Raw genomic sequence first — 14,918 nt, forward strand, 5'->3', positions numbered from 1 at the left:
GGCTCGCTTTTGCCGATCGTTCGCTTCTTCGCCAAGTCCGCAGACATCTCCATTGGCACCATGGATATTTCGCTCGCTGGCCGTATCCTGGCGAATTTTTCCGACTATCTCACGGATGATCAGAAGCAGTCGGATGATCTGGCCGCTCTCGGCAAACTTGTGACGGCTCCGGAAGCCAATATCATCAAGTTGCCGAACATCTCCGCGTCTCTGTCGCAGTTGAATGCGGCGATCAAGGAGTTGCAGGGACAGGGCTATGCGATCCCGTCCTATCCGAATGATCCGCAGACCGATGAGGAAAAGAAGGTCCAGGCGATTTACAATTCCGTCACTGGATCGGCCGTGAACCCGGTGCTGCGCGAAGGCAACTCCGACCGCCGCGCACCGAAGGCCGTCAAGGATTACGCCAAGAAGCATCCGCATTCGATGGGCGAGTGGCTGCCGACGTCCAAGACCCATGTTGCGACGATGGGAAAAAACGATTTTCGCGACAACGAAAAGTCCCTCACCGTTTCGGCTGACCAGGTTGGTGCAGCCAAGATCGAGTTTCAGAGTGCTGACGGCACCATTCAGGTTCTGAAGAGCAATCTCGATTTGCAGGCGGATGAAGTCATCGACGCCACCATGATGAGTGTAAAGGCGCTGGATCGTTTCCTTCAGAAGGAAATCGCCGATGCCAAGGAACAAGGTGTTCTGTTCTCGGTGCATCTGAAGGCGACGATGATGAAGGTCTCTGACCCGATCCTCTTCGGCCATTGCGTACATGCCTTCCTGAAAGACGTCTTCGACAAGCATGCAGGCGTGTTCGCCAAGCTGGGCGTTAACCCGGACTACGGCATTGCCGATCTGGAAGCCAAGGTTGCGACCCTGCCAGACGCAGAGCGTCAGCAGATCGAGGCTGACATCAAGGCAGCACTCGATGCGGGTCCCGACATGTATATGGTCAACTCGGACAAGGGCATCACCAACCTTCATGTGTCCAGTGACGTGATCATCGATGCATCCCTGCCAGCACTGATCCGTGCCGGTGGCAAGGGTTGGGGCCCCGACAACCAGCAGCATGATGCAAAATGCGTGATCCCCGATTCCAGCTATGCGGGCGTCTATCAGGCTGTGATTGACTTCTGCCGCGAAAACGGCGCACTTGACCCAGCCAAGATGGGTACTGTCCCCAACGTTGGCCTGATGGCGCAAAAGGCGGAAGAATACGGCTCGCATCCGCAAACTTTCAAGGCAGCTTCAAACGGGTTCATCCGCGTTGTTGATGCCAAGGGCGAAACGCTGCTGGAGCATGCTGTTGAAGCGGGTGACATCTGGCGCATGTGCCGCACCAAGGACGCTCCGATCCGCGATTGGGTCAAGCTGGGCGTGACGCGCGCGCGTCTGTCCGGCACACCGGGCATCTTCTGGCTGGATCAAACGCGCGCTCATGACGCAGAGCTGATCAAGAAGGTCAACGCCTATCTGCCCGAGCACGACACCGCTGGCCTTGATCTGAAAATCATGGCTCCGGAAGAGGCTGCGAAGGTTTCTGTCGAGCGTATCGCGCGCGGCGAGGACACGATCTCCATCACCGGCAACGTGCTGCGTGATTATCTGACCGATCTGTTTCCGATCCTGGAAGTGGGCACCTCGGCGAAAATGCTTTCCATCGTTCCGCTGATGGCTGGCGGCGGCCTGTTCGAAACCGGTGCCGGCGGGTCTGCACCGAAACACGTTGAACAGCTGGTGGAGGAAAACCATCTGCGCTGGGATTCGCTTGGCGAGTTCTGCGCGCTCGGGGCCTCGCTTGAGCATATGAGCAACACTCGTGGCAATCAGAAAGCCGCTGTGCTGGCTGACGCGCTCGACAAGGCCATTGGCCAGCTGCTGGATGAAGACAAGTCGCCGCGTCGCAAGACCGGTGACCTGGACAACCGTGGCAGCCATTTCTACCTTGCTCGTTTCTGGGCGGAAGCACTGGTGGCACAGGACGTCGATGCGGATCTGAAGGCGCAGTATGCTCCGATTGCCAAGCAGCTTGCTGACAATACCGACAAAATCCTGGCCGAGCTGAACGGTGTTCAGGGCAAGCCGGTGGATCTTGAGGGCTATTATCATGCGGCCGACGAAAAGGTCTCCGCAGCCATGCGTCCGAGTGCCACGCTCAACAGCATCATCGCCTGAGTGGGCGATTGATCGGAATGACGTTTTGAGGCGGCTTCGGCCGCCTCTTTTCGTTTCGGCGCACAAACTCTGCTGTCGAGTTTGAAAGCAAGGAGTGGAGTGTACGACGACTTGCGCTCTGCCAACTTCGGTTTCAAGATAGTTCCCTTGAAAGGCCGCGACAATGACACCGAAAGAGTCTCTCTCTGACAGACAGCCCTCTGCGATAGAAGCGGATCCGCGATGGGCGCGGGTCGTGGCGCGGGATAAATCCGCCGATGGCACGTTCTGGTTTTCTGTTCTGACCACGGGGGTCTATTGCCGTCCATCTTGTCCTTCGCGCACAGCCAAACCGGAAAACGTGCAGTTGCATGACACGCTGGAAAGCGCGCGCGCAACCGGGTTTCGTCCTTGTCTGCGATGTAAGCCTGAGGGGCCCGGGGCAGATGCTGAACTGGCTCAAATGGTTGCACGGGCTTGCCAGCGTCTGGAGACGAGCGAGACAGAGCCAACACTGGAAGAGCTTGCCAGTTCCGCGGGGCGCAGCCCGGGCTACTTTCACCGTCTTTTCAAATCTCTGACGGGTTTGACCCCAAAAGCTTATGCGCGGGCGCATAGGGCCATCAGGCTGCGGAACGGCCTGCCGGCGAGTGCATCCGTCACTGAGGCGATGTATGAGGCTGGCTTTAATTCCAGCGGCCGCTTTTACGAAAATACCAACGACATGCTGGGCATGACGCCGTCGCGATATCGGCGCGGGGGTCTCGATGAGGAGTTGCGTTTTGCGATTGGCCAAACCACACTTGGCGCACTTCTGGTCGCCTCAAGCGCTCAAGGCGTGGTTGCGATCTTGCTTGGTGATGATCCAGACGTCCTTTTGCGGGATTTGCAGGACCGCTTTCCCAAAGCAACCCTGCTTGGGGCCGATGCCGCCTATGAGCAGCTTGTCGCGCAGGTGGTGGGGTTGGTGGAAGCGCCGAAGCTCGGCCTGAAATTGCCGCTGGATGTGCGCGGCACCGCCTTTCAGCAGCGTGTGTGGCAGGCGCTTCAGGATATTCCAGTCGGAGAAAAAGTGTCTTATTCAGACATTGCCCGGCGTATCGGCGCTCCTTCGTCTGTTCGTGCAGTCGCTGGAGCTTGTGCTGCCAATAAACTGGCAGTTGTCATCCCATGTCATCGAGTGGTGCGAAACGATGGTGCCTTGTCTGGCTACGCCTGTGGGCATCGAGCGCAAGCAGACCCTTCTAGAGCGCGAAGAGAAACAGGCTGTGTGAGAGATCTTGCGAGAAATATTCTGATTTCTGAACGCAGACGGGCGGACAGACGGTATGCAAAAGCCCGGGCGTTGAAGACTGCCCGGGCTCTCGTTTTGTTGTCGATTATAAGGTCTTAGTAGACGGTGACGTCGAAGCCAAACCACTTTTCAGACAGCTTTTTGATGGTGCCGTCCTGCTTGGCTGCGGTGATGGCCTTGTTGAACATGGCCTTCAGATCGTCAGAACCCTTGCGCAGACCGATGGAGCTGCCCATGCCAAGCATGCCGCCCTGGAAGCGGGGGCCCGCCTGGATGAGGCCTTTGTTGGCCGGATCCTTGGCAGCGGTCGAGATGTAGGCCATGGAGGCGACAACGGCGTCAATACGACCGGACAGCAGATCAAGATCGTGCTCCTGGGTCTTGCCGTATTCGCGGATGTCGGCCACATCAGAGAAATACTTTTGCAAGAAGCCTTCTGCGATAGAGGAAGACTGTACGCCGATGACCTTGCCCTTGAAGAAAGGCTTGATTTCGTCGATGGCCTTCTTGGCTTCTTCCGGGTTGGACGCCAGCGGGAATACTTTGCCCTTGAGTGGCATCTTGGCCAGCGAAGAGCCTTCCATCACTCCGAAGGTCTGACCTGTCGAGCCGTAAGGCTGCGTGAAGTCGATGACCTTTTCGCGCTTCTTGGTGTGCGACATGCCTGACATGATGGCGTCGAACTTGCCAGCCTGAAGTGCCGGAATAATGCCCTTCCAGGCCTGAACGACCCAGACGCATTTCACGTCCATGCGCTTGCAGAGATCCTTGCCAAGATCGATTTCAAAGCCTTCGAGAGAGCCGTCAGCCTTGGTCGAGTTCCAGGGAGGGAATGCGCCTTCGGTGCCGATGCGAACGGTTTTCCATTCCTTGGCCGCAGCCGGAACGGTCATGAGAGCGACGGCCGTCAGAGCAGCCCCCACCATACGGGTCCATGTTTTCATTGTGTATTTCCCCTTCTGTTATTCATTCCCGGCGCAATGACCGGGTGTGATCGCCAGCCGTGTTATGCGGCGATGAACTTCTGGAACCGCTCGGTTCCCTTGCCGCCAAAGAGATCGGCGGGGCTTCCTTCCGCATCAATCTGTCCCTGGTGCAGGAAGACAACGCGGTTCGAAACATCGCGGGCAAAGCCCATTTCATGGGTGACGACCAGCATGGTGCGGCCTTCGTCAGCCAGTTTGCGCATGACTTTCAGCACTTCCCCCACCAGCTCCGGGTCGAGCGCTGATGTCGGTTCGTCGAACAGCATGACGTCGGGATGCTGCGCCAGAGCGCGGGCAATGGCGGCACGTTGTTGTTGCCCACCAGAGAGATGCGCGGGATAGAAGTCGCGTTTTTCCGCAATGCCGACCTTGTCGAGAAGGTCTTCGGCTTCCTCGATGCATTCCTGCCTGTTGCGGCCCTGCACATGCACAGGTGCTTCGATGACGTTTTCAAGAATGGTCTTGTGTGACCATAGGTTGAACGACTGGAACACCATGCCGACGCGAGAACGAACTCTGTCGACCTGCTTGCGGTCGGCTGGCTTGACGCGGCCCTTGCGATCTGTTGTCAGGGTGATGCTTTCGTTGCCGACGGTCACCAGACCTGAGGTTGGCGTTTCTAGCATGTTGATGCAGCGAAGCATGGTCGACTTGCCGGAGCCGGAGGCGCCGAGAATGGAGACCACTTCGCCTTCATGGGCTGTCAGATTGACCCCCTTCAGGACTTCCAGTGCGCCAAAGGACTTGTGAAGATCTGTCAGGTTGACCGCGATCTTCGGGGTCGCCGTGCTTGAGTTGGTCACGTGCGTTCTCCCAGAGGTTCTCTTGTTGGCATGATCGTGCCCTCGTTGGGGCGTTCGCGCAGGTGTGGCGTGAGCCAATGTTCGAGCGCAAGGATGATCCGCGTCAGGATGAAGTTGATGGCCAGGTAGATCAGTCCGGCAACGGCAAAGACCTCGATGACCCGATAGGTTTCCGAGACGAGTTTTGCGGCCAGACCGGTGATCTCCATGATGGTAATGATGGAGGCGAGTGAAGTGGCCTTGACCATCAGGATCAGTTCCGTGCCATAGGCAGGCAGAGCCTGACGAATGGCCACGGGCAGTATGATGCGACGGAACAGCAAAATGCCGGACATGCCGCAGGCGCGCGCGGCTTCGATCTGACCATGCGGAACGGACAGAAGGCCACCGCGAATGACTTCGCTGGCATAGGCGCCCGTGTTCAGCGACAGGGCGATGATGGCGCACCAGAAGGGCTCGCGCAAAAGCGGCCAGATGAACGAGGCGCGCACTTCCGGAAACTGGCTGAGGCCATAGTAGATCAGAAAGATCTGCACCAGCAGGGGCGACCCACGAAAGGCAAACAGATAGGCGCGAGCAATCCAGTCCAACGGTTTGATGCCAGACAGCCGCATTATGGCCAGTGTCAGGGCGATCACCGCCCCAATCGCCGTCGACAGCAGGGCCAGCGCCAGTGTCATTGGTACGCCGGGCAGAAGAGTTTTCAAGGCTTCCCAGAGCAAAGGCGAAATCCATCAGCTTCTCCTCACGCCGCGATTATAGTGACCCTCGGCGGTGCGGAAGGTGAGGCTGGAGATGCTGGTGATCACCAGATAGAGCACGGCTGCGGCAAAGTAGAAGTCAAACGGCTGACGGGTTGACCCTGCGCCCACCTGGCTTTGCCGCAGCAATTCCACCACGCCTGTGACGGACACGAGCGCGGATTCCTTCAAGACGATCTGCCAGACATTGCCGAGACCGGGGAGGGCGTGTCGCAAAACGAGCGGTGCGATGATCCGCCGAAACCGCATGAACCGTGGCATGCCGGTGGCAACCGCAGCCTCGATCTCGCCCTTGGAAACCGCTGTGTAGGCACCGCGGAACACTTCCGTGTGCTGCGCGCCGGATGTAATGCCGATGGCGAGGGCGCCTGCAGCAAAACCCGGCAGTCCGATGAAGCCGTCCGAGCCGAACAGACGTCCGATCCAGGTGAGAAAAGCGCTGCCGCCGAAATAGAACAGATAGATGACCAGCAGGTCGGGGATGCCGCGCAAAACGGTGGTGTAGATGTCGGCCGCAATCCTTGCTGGTCGGTTTCCGGCAATCTTGGCATAAGCTGCCGTCGCGCCGAAGACCGAGCCGATGAGGAAGCCGCAGATGGCAAGCACAAGGGTCACGAGGGCCCCCGTGACCATCGCAGGTCCCCAGCCGCCGGGGCCAAAGCTCATCAGTTCATAAAAGCCCGGTTGTTGCATCTCTGGTCCGTGGCTCGTCTCCGGTATGCGGGAGATCGGTGAAAGGTAAGGGTGTCCGGAGGGTACCCCGGACACCGGAAGAATGCAGGTCCATGGGACCCCTGCCTAGTTGGAGGCGGACCCATCAGGTGTCAGGTCCAGCTTGCTCCACTTCAGCGACAATTTGCGGATGGTGCCATCCTTGGCTGCCGCATCGATGGCCTTGTTGAAGAGCGCCTTCAGATCATCGGATCCTTTACGGACCCCAAGCGCCACACGCGTTGCCAGCACCGACCCCTTTACCAGAGGCCCATCCATCTTCAAGTCATCATTGCCAGTTTTCGCCAGCATTGCCTTCTCATAGATGCCGCTGTCAAAGCCAACGTCGATACGGCCAGATTTCAGATCCAGGTCGCGATCACCCGAGCTTTGATAGGTGCGCACGGTAACTTTCTTGCCAAAATAGGCATTGATCAGACGCTCCTGGCTTGTCGAGCCGACGACGCCGACGATCTTGCCATCAATCATCTGCCCGATTTTGTCCATTACGGGGTCAGCTTTGGCCTTGTCGTTGAGGTCGAGTTTTTCACCGGTCATCGGCATTTCCGGGAAGGCTTTCGGCACAAGGAAAGAGGCGACCCCATTGGCATAAGGTGTCGTGAAATCGATGACTTTTTTACGCTTTTCATTGATGCCGATTGTCATGATGACATCGTATTTCCCAGCCTGAAGGCTTGGAACCATACCTTTCCAGGGGCCACTGATCAGTTCGCACTTCAAATCGACGCGTTTGCAAAGGTTCTTGATAAGGTCGACGTCAAAGCCGGCCAGCTTGCCGTTTGCGTCCATGGTGTTCCAGGGCGGAAAGGCGCCTTCGATACCAACCTTGACCGTGGTCCATGTCTTGGCATAGGCGGGGCCTGCGGCACAGCCCAGGACTGCCGTTGCCATTGCAGCCAGAATTCTTGCTGTCTTGTTCATGCTGATACTCTCCGGGTGATCGATGTCTTGTGCATCGTTGGTTTGATCTTTGATTGGATCATGCCGCATCGATCTCCCGACGTGCCTCTTTAAGGGCATGAGTCAGGCGATTGCGGGCACGCCGTGCGGTCACGGCCTGAAAGGGCTCATCAGGAGATCCTTTAGGCAAAGCTGCCAGCGCTTTGATCGGACCAAGGGCTGGCCATGCCGGATGCGGCAGCGCAGCGTCATGCACAAACCGGTCGCCGTGGGTGTAATTCAGCGGCACGAGGTGGCGCCCCGCACGCATCACAGCCTGATTGAACGTACTGGCAGCTTCAATTCCATTGATCTTTTTCGTGCGCTTGGCAAATTCAATCACGCTGGCGTGCAGAGCCTGCAATCTGCTTTGTGCCAAAGACAGGTCGAATCGGTCGCCCAGTGAGGCTTCGAGGTCAGACAGCACGACGCCAAGCGCATCGCAGTAGGGGCTATAATCAATCGGGAGGATCCGCGCGCATAGAAGTTCACGCAGTACGTCAACAACAATGCGCGTGTCACGGGTCAGATTGTCAGGATCGATATGGTCTGCCGTGTCATGTGGGGTGTGCCACCACCAACCAAGCGCGGTCAGCATTTTCACAGGACCCGGGGGCTGATGTGAAAGCGAGCCGAACATGGACGGAATACCAACGCCCCAAAAGGATTGATCCGCGGCGCGCCCTGGCGCCGCCCAGCGTGTAGCTGGCCGGTCTCATCTTTGATGGCGCGATGCGCCAGTGGCTGCAATTCGTCAATGACCCCGGAGTTGGTGAGGATCGTTGCGCCTTTGCCGCCGGTCGAATCGACATTCACGTGGGCGGCGCAATTGCGATCCAACTCGTCGAAATACTCCTCCGCGTACCATGCCGAGCCTGAATAACGACCGTGGGAATGGCCGGACCAGAAGCATAGACGTAGGTTGCGGGTCAACTGCTCCTTGTTGGCGGCGAATATCCGGGCAGCTTCCAGCATCGTTGCGTTGGCGCCGCCGTTGTCCATGACACCATAGTGCCAAGTGTCATGGTGACCAGAAAACAGGATAAACGGTGTTTCTGGATCTGCAACAAGGAGATCTGCTTGCAAGATAGGAGTCTTGCGCCAGCCTGTATCAACGTGGGTGTAAAGTGTTGCCGTGACCGTTTCACCAGCTCGGCAGCGCTGTCGTAAAGGATCACCATCCGCTTTGCGAATGGTGCAGATCGACGTCGTTGGAAGATCCTTTAAGGTTTCACTGGAGGGGCTTCCCCATACCGGTGACACACACATTTCATAGAGGTTTTCATTGGGGCTAATGTGAAGTTCACCAATGGCGCCACGACGGGATGCAAGGTCAGCGACGTCTTCCACAGCGATGCCGTCGACAAGCACGATTTTGCCATGCACATCCGTCGCATCGAAATCGGCTTGCGTGCCTTCTCCCACGTAGACCAAGGTCTGCAGTCAATCCCGCTTCTGGAGTGGGGCGGGCCATGGAGTGGGTGATGCAATCAAGCGGAGTTCCATCAATGGTGACGGAGGCATTGCCTGGAAGGCTGATATAGGCATCATGCAAGATCATGCGGGTTTGAAAGCCGTAGGCCGTCATTTGCTCTTGCAGATAAGCAAAGCTTTCCCGCTCTTCCTCGGTGCCAGACAGTTTGACCCGCTTGGAAAATTCACTGATGTGCGCCATCAGGCGATCACGGTCGACACTGTCTTTCAGGAGAGAAGAGAGGGAAAGGGTCATTATTCGGCAGCGTCCTTGAGGTCTTCTTCCGGCAGTTCCGGGTCGCAGTCGTGGGGGATCGGGTTGACGAAGGGGCGTCCGTTGAGGCGCTCTTTGAAGTCAGCCTTGGCCGCTTCGATCTTGGCCGGATCAAGGAATAATTCGGTAGCGGTTGCCGCCATCACCTTGGCAGCGTGCTCCATACCTTTGTGGGCGGCTGGCATTTTGCCCTGCGCTACAAGCTGCCAGGAGTGCCCCGGTGTGCCGATGGCATAGGTTGCACCGCGCATCTGCACAGTTGGCACCACCCAACTGACGGTGCCCACGTCTGTGGAACCGACATGCGTGCCATCGCCAGCGCCCAGCGGCGTAATGCTGTCGCATAGCGGCACGTCGAGTTTTGGCGTGCGACCAAAGCGTTTGTATGCGGCTTCGATGTCTTCCTGCGACAGGGTGCCTTGAATTTCCTTGGCGAAGGCACGATCCGCATCATCAAACTGTGGCGGGCCGAGGCGTTCCAGACACTGGTGCATCAACTCTTCCAGCGGAGCGTTGCCGATCAGGTTGGCGTCACCGCTGACGATCTTGCTGTCGACGCGGGTTTCTGTCATCAGGGCAGCGCCTGCGGCAACCTTTTCAACGCGCTTGACCAGCGATTGCATGGCAGGCAACTCGCGGTCGCGGACCAGATAGCGCACAACGGCGCGTGGCTGCACCACATTGGGGGCAACTCCACCCGCATCGATGACGGCATAGTGAATGCGTGCGGTCGACGGCATATGCTCGCGCATGTAGTTGACGCCAACGTTCATCAACTCGACGGCATCCAGCGCAGAGCGGCCCAATTCGGGCGATGCTGCCGCGTGAGCTGCGCGGCCATTGAAGGTGAAGAGCAATTCGTTACATGCCAGAGAGATCGGCTTGTTGACGCCAGCGAAAGGGGCCGGGTGCCAGGAAATAGCAATATCGACATCATCGAACACGCCTTCGCGCACCATGAAGCCTTTGGCCGAGCCGCCTTCTTCTGCCGGGCAGCCGTAATAGCGCACACGGCCCTTCATGTCGTTTGCCGCCAGCCAGTCCTTGACAGCTGCCGCTGCCAGCATGGAGGCCGAGCCGAGCAGGTTGTGCCCGCAGCCATGACCATTGCCATTGTCTTCAATCGGGCGCTTTTCGGCAACGCCGTGTTCCTAGCTCAGGCCGGGTAACGCATCATACTCGCCCAAAATGGCAATGACCGGACCGCCTTCGCCAGCTTCGCCCATGACGGCAGTTGGCAACCCGGCAACGCCTGCTTCGGTGCGAAAGCCGTGTTTTTCCAGCATGGCAAGATGTTCGCTGGCCGAGCGCTTTTCGGTGTAATTCAGTTCCGGCATGCCCCAGACACGATCGGCAAGGGCGCAGAAGTCCGGCGACAGAGTGTCGACGTTGGACCAGATCTTTTCGCCATTTTCCATCGGTGGACGTTTCCTCTTAAAACAGCACTGTTATTGTTTTCAGGTGAGTGTGTCGCGCCCCAAGAGGCGATCGCCGAGTGGGGCGAGGGCCTGAAGCAGGACTATACTTTCACCAAAATTGGTACCAATATACTGCACGATTTCTACAGTTGCGCAATCGTTAGGTTGGTCTAAATTTCAGGCAGCAACGCTGAAGGATCAGTCACCAGAGCGTCAGAGTGGAACGGGAAGCCCATGAGAGACAAACAGGACAAGGATGCCGTCGCCGAGCGTCTGGCGGCCGACATTCAGGCGGGACGGTTTTCGCCGGGGTCCTGGCTCAAGCAGATCGATTTGCAAAAAAGATATGACGCGTCGCGCTCAGGCATCCGCAAGGCTCTTGAAAATCTGGCAAGCAAGCGGCTGGTGCAATATGAGCCGAACCGGGGCTATTATGTGCATGAGGAGGATGGCGCGGCCGCGGATGAAATTCGCGATGTCCGCATCATGCTTGAGACGGCCGCCGCAGAATTCATGGTTGCCCATGCCAGTCAGGCGCAGATCCATGACTTGCGTCGTTGCGCTGACGCCTTTCTTGCCCTGCTGCCGGGCGGCACCATCATGGACATCTACGAGGCAAACTTACGGTTTCATACCGCCTTGCTTGCCACAACGGGCAATGCCAGTCTGGTTGAGCTGGTCGCTGATTTACGTTTGCGCACGCCGCCTGCGCCTGCATCGCAGTGGTCGACGCGTGAGCGGATCGAGCAGTCGGGTCAGGAGCATTTGCAAATGGTGGATGCTTTGGAGGCGCGCGATGCACAACGCCTTGAGGCAATCATTCGCCGCCACATCGTGCAGCCATCGGCTGAGGTCAGCCAATCTGCAAGTCGCATGGCGGTTGGCGGATGAGGCTCGATGCCGTGCCGCCTGCTGGGGTGACGCATAAAACCCCGGGCGCAGCAATGCACGTCCAGGGGAGTTGCTTCCGTATGGTCTGACCTGTCCGGAATAGCGTCAAATCGAGCGTGATACGGCTCTAGCTGTTGGCGCGGTAAGCGTCCGGAATGGTGAAAATCTCATCGGCGCGACCGTAGCCGCCGTCCTTGACTTCCTCGATAAGCACCATCGTATGCGGTCTTGCCGCTTCGCTCATGTACTCGACAAGCAGGTCGGTGGTGCGGTGCACGAGTTCTTCTTTCTGTGTTTTGGTAAGGGCGGCTTCCGGTGTCTTGATGTTGACGAACGGCATAAGTATTTCCTTTTGTTTAGGCCGTGGGATGGAGGAGGTCGGCAAGGCCAACCTGCGGCCGAGCGTCTGCTGACATCGCGCGCAAGTCGCTGGACGCGCCCGTAATGAGAACGCTTTTCATCAGACGACACCTCCATTTGCGCGCAGGGTCTGGCCATTGATCCAGGCAGACTGCGGGCTTGCGAGAAAGCGTACGACGTCGGCGATGTCATCTGGCTGGCCAAGACGACCGAAAGGATTCACCCCGGCGATTTTCGCAACCAGCTCGTCGCTTTTGCCGGTCATGAACAGGTCTGTCTGCACAGGGCCTGAGGGCAACGGTGTTGACGCAGATGCCACGAGACCCAAGCTCCTTGGCGAGGATTTTCGACATGGCCTCGATCCCGGCTTTCGTTGCGGCATAAACGCCGTACCCCGGCTGGTAGAGGCCAACCACGGACGACGAAAAATTGATCAGTCGGCCGCCGGCACGCAGACGTTTTGCGCCTTCGCGCATACCGCGAAACACGCCGCCAAGATTGATGGCAATTTGCTGTTCGAAAGCGTCGTCGGATGTCTCTGCAATGGGAGAGAGAGCCATCATGCCGGCGTTATTGACCAGAATGTCGACATCGCCGAAGGCTTCCTCGGCCGCATCGAATAGATGTGGCAAGCTCTCTGGTGTTGAAATGTCCGCTTGGACGGCCCGCGCGCGTCCGCCGAAAGCTTCGATATCGGCGACCAGCGCCTGCGCTGGCGCGACACTGCGCGCATAGTTGACGATGACGGCAATACCGTCCTCTGCGAGTTTGCGGGCAATCGCAGCACCAATGCCCTTGGAGGCGCCAGTCACGATGGCAACGCGAGATGTTTGATCAGTCATGGGGATCTCCTGTGTGTGCTCAGAAGATAGATCTTTGTAAAAATCAAACAATCACATGAAATTTGACATCAGAATTCGATTATGACTAACAATTAGGATGGACCGACTTGATCGCATGCAGTTGTTTGTCAGGATTGTGGAACTGGGGAGCTTCGCTCAGGCCGCCAGCGAATTGACGCTTGCCCGCTCCTCGGCGACGGCGGCCATCAAGGCGCTGGAAGCGGATCTTGGAACGCGGCTTCTGGCGCGGACGACCCGCCACGTCGCCACCACGCTGGACGGGGATGCCTACTACCAGCGCTGCCTGTCGATCCTTGCAGACTTTGACGAAGCGCACAGTGTCTTTCAACAGGATGCGCCACGCGGTCTCTTGCGAATTGATGCGCCCGAACGACTGACACGCACGTTTTTGTTGCCGCGCCTGCCAGCATTTCTGGAGCGCTATCCTGACCTGAGCCTGCACTTCGGACAGACGGACCGGTTGGTGGATCTGGTGCGCGAGGGGATTGATTGTGTCATCCGGGCCGGTCTGCCGGAGGACAGCAGCATGATCCGGCGCACACTGGGAGAGCTTGAGGAAGTGACCTATGCGAGCCCTGCTTATCTCGCGGCCTATGGAACGCCGAAAACACTGGAAGATCTGGAAGGGCACCAGATGATCGGTTTCGTGTCATCGCGCACCGGTCAGGTGATCCCGTTGGAGTTCACCGAGGGAGAGAACGTTGTGACGCGGATGTTGGCACACCGTGTGACGGCGAACAACGCCAATACGGTGGCAGAACTCTGCGCTGCTGGATTTGGCCTGATCCAGGCACCGCGTTATCGGTTTCAAGATGAACTGGCGCGCGGTGAAATGGTTGAGGTCTTGCCGGATATGCCGCCACAGCTAACGCAGCTGAATGCGATCTACCCGCAGAACCGACAATTGTCGCGCAGGCTGCGTGTGTTTCTGGATTGGGTACGCGAGATCTTCGTCGAAGCGTAAAGGGTCATGCGCCACGGTCTGTCTGGGGCTGTCCGGCAGGTTGATCCGCCTGTGATCCAAAACGCTCGCGCAACATGGCGATCAGTTGGCGCAAACCTGAAGGGGGTTGGCGGCGACTGGGGTAATACATCGCAAAGGGCGGGCCTTCGGAGGCCCATTCGGGCAACACCAATTCCAGCTGGCCCGATTTCAGGTCCGCCTCGACACGCCATTTGAGCGTATAGGCCAACCCGACACCGCCGACCGCTGCCGCAATGGTGTAGTCCGTGTCATTGGCGCTGAGGGGGCCGGTAACATCCAGATGCAGCATGTGCGGACCATTGCCCAACTCCCACGGGTAAGCGGTCCGGTCTCCAATGCGCATTTGGATGCAAGGATAGGTCAGCAGGTCTTGCGGCGTTCTCGGGCGACCAAGCCGGTCCAGCAGGGCTGGGGCCCCTACCACCACCCAGTCCAGTGGCGGTGTCAAGTTGGCAGCAATCATGTCGCCGGGGATATAGTCGTGGTAGCGGATGCCCGCATCATAACCGCCAGCGACAATGTCGACTGGATGATCATCAACGATGACATCCAGATGGATCTGCGGATAAAGTGCGGCGAAGTCGGGAAGCACGGGCGCCAGCAGCATGCGGGCCGCGTCATGCGGTACATTGAGACGCAAACGACCGACCGGATAGCGCCGATGGATATCCAGCGTGCCCAGGGCGTCGGCGATGGTCTCAAACCCTTTGGTCAAGCGTTCTGCCAATGCGAGACCCGCATCTGTTGGCACGACGGATCGGCTGGAGCGATTGAGAAGCCGAACCTCCAGCGTGGCTTCCAGCCGACGCATGCGGTGGCTCAGGGCCGAGGCGCTGACACCCAGCTCAATGCCCGCAGCGGTAAACCCACGGTGCCGCACAATGGCAAGAAACGCCTGCAAATCCGCAAGATCCGGACCGGATTGAAATGCCATTGGCTGCTTACTCCTCATCTCTACGTTGAGCAAAAATAAACGAAGAACCCCTTTCGCGGC

General features: G+C 58.1%; 12 protein-coding genes and 3 pseudogenes (1 of these 15 running past the window's edge). 4 read left to right on the plus strand and 11 right to left on the minus strand.

Features of this window, described 5'->3' with window-relative positions:
• On the plus strand, positions 1-2,166 hold the 3' portion of the coding sequence (locus AC0L7U_RS11870; RefSeq protein WP_473690919.1) for an NADP-dependent isocitrate dehydrogenase. It extends 66 nt beyond the left edge of the window; only the last 2,166 of its 2,232 coding nucleotides appear in the window; its start codon lies beyond the left edge, outside the window; its stop codon occupies positions 2,164-2,166.
• 163 nt (positions 2,167-2,329) lie between these two features.
• A pseudogene (ada, locus tag AC0L7U_RS11875) lies at positions 2,330-3,419 on the plus strand (bifunctional DNA-binding transcriptional regulator/O6-methylguanine-DNA methyltransferase Ada).
• A 115-nt stretch (positions 3,420-3,534) separates the two neighbouring features.
• Here ada and AC0L7U_RS11880 read toward each other — a convergent pair.
• The 8 genes and pseudogenes from AC0L7U_RS11880 to AC0L7U_RS11915 form a co-directional block, all read right to left on the minus strand.
• Positions 3,535-4,383: a transporter substrate-binding domain-containing protein gene (locus AC0L7U_RS11880; RefSeq protein WP_473690920.1), complete on the minus strand. Its 849-nt coding sequence runs from the start codon at positions 4,381-4,383 to the stop codon at positions 3,535-3,537.
• Positions 4,384-4,445: 62 nt separating this feature from the next.
• On the minus strand, positions 4,446-5,228 hold the full coding sequence (locus tag AC0L7U_RS11885; RefSeq protein WP_473690922.1) for an ABC transporter ATP-binding protein: 783 nt from the start codon (positions 5,226-5,228) through the stop codon (positions 4,446-4,448).
• Positions 5,225-5,908 carry an ABC transporter permease gene (locus tag AC0L7U_RS11890; RefSeq protein ID WP_473695786.1) on the minus strand — a complete coding sequence of 228 codons (684 nt, stop codon included), beginning with the start codon at positions 5,906-5,908 and terminating at the stop codon, positions 5,225-5,227. The genes AC0L7U_RS11885 and AC0L7U_RS11890 overlap by 4 nt, the downstream gene beginning before the upstream one ends.
• A gap of 54 nt (positions 5,909-5,962) precedes the next feature.
• Entirely contained in the window at positions 5,963-6,682 is a 720-nt protein-coding gene (locus AC0L7U_RS11895) for an ABC transporter permease (protein WP_473690924.1), read from the minus strand.
• A 105-nt stretch (positions 6,683-6,787) separates the two neighbouring features.
• The gene (locus tag AC0L7U_RS11900) at positions 6,788-7,642 is read right to left on the minus strand and encodes a transporter substrate-binding domain-containing protein (protein ID WP_473690926.1); all 855 of its coding nucleotides are present in this window, start codon (positions 7,640-7,642) and stop codon (positions 6,788-6,790) included.
• 58 nt (positions 7,643-7,700) lie between these two features.
• Positions 7,701-8,258, minus strand: a complete 558-nt coding sequence (locus tag AC0L7U_RS11905) for a hypothetical protein (RefSeq protein WP_473690927.1) — start codon at positions 8,256-8,258, stop codon at positions 7,701-7,703.
• A gap of 2 nt (positions 8,259-8,260) precedes the next feature.
• Positions 8,261-9,085, minus strand: a complete 825-nt coding sequence (locus tag AC0L7U_RS11910; protein WP_473695788.1) for a M28 family peptidase — start codon at positions 9,083-9,085, stop codon at positions 8,261-8,263.
• 303 nt (positions 9,086-9,388) lie between these two features.
• Positions 9,389-10,825, minus strand: a pseudogene (locus tag AC0L7U_RS11915) (M20 family metallopeptidase).
• A gap of 234 nt (positions 10,826-11,059) precedes the next feature.
• Between AC0L7U_RS11915 and AC0L7U_RS11920 the strand changes: the two are divergent.
• A complete protein-coding gene (locus AC0L7U_RS11920) occupies positions 11,060-11,716 on the plus strand; it encodes a GntR family transcriptional regulator (RefSeq protein WP_473690929.1) in 657 nt (218 codons plus the stop codon).
• A 127-nt stretch (positions 11,717-11,843) separates the two neighbouring features.
• Here AC0L7U_RS11920 and AC0L7U_RS11925 read toward each other — a convergent pair whose 3' ends face one another.
• Together AC0L7U_RS11925 and AC0L7U_RS11930 are read right to left on the minus strand one after the other, a co-directional pair.
• Positions 11,844-12,056 (minus strand): tautomerase family protein, encoded by a 213-nt coding sequence (locus tag AC0L7U_RS11925; protein ID WP_473690931.1) that lies wholly within the window; start codon positions 12,054-12,056, stop codon positions 11,844-11,846.
• 120 nt (positions 12,057-12,176) lie between these two features.
• A pseudogene (locus tag AC0L7U_RS11930) lies at positions 12,177-12,918 on the minus strand (SDR family oxidoreductase).
• A gap of 97 nt (positions 12,919-13,015) precedes the next feature.
• Between AC0L7U_RS11930 and AC0L7U_RS11935 the strand changes: the two are divergent.
• The gene (locus tag AC0L7U_RS11935; protein WP_473690933.1) at positions 13,016-13,903 is read left to right on the plus strand and encodes a LysR family transcriptional regulator; all 888 of its coding nucleotides are present in this window, start codon (positions 13,016-13,018) and stop codon (positions 13,901-13,903) included.
• A gap of 4 nt (positions 13,904-13,907) precedes the next feature.
• Here the strand turns inward: AC0L7U_RS11935 and AC0L7U_RS11940 are convergent, their stop codons facing one another.
• Positions 13,908-14,858, minus strand: coding sequence for a LysR substrate-binding domain-containing protein (locus AC0L7U_RS11940; protein WP_473690935.1), 951 nt, complete (start codon positions 14,856-14,858; stop codon positions 13,908-13,910).
• Positions 14,859-14,918 lie beyond the last annotated feature (60 nt).

It is taken from the genome of Roseibium sp. 10G30-5 (assembly GCF_055809635.1).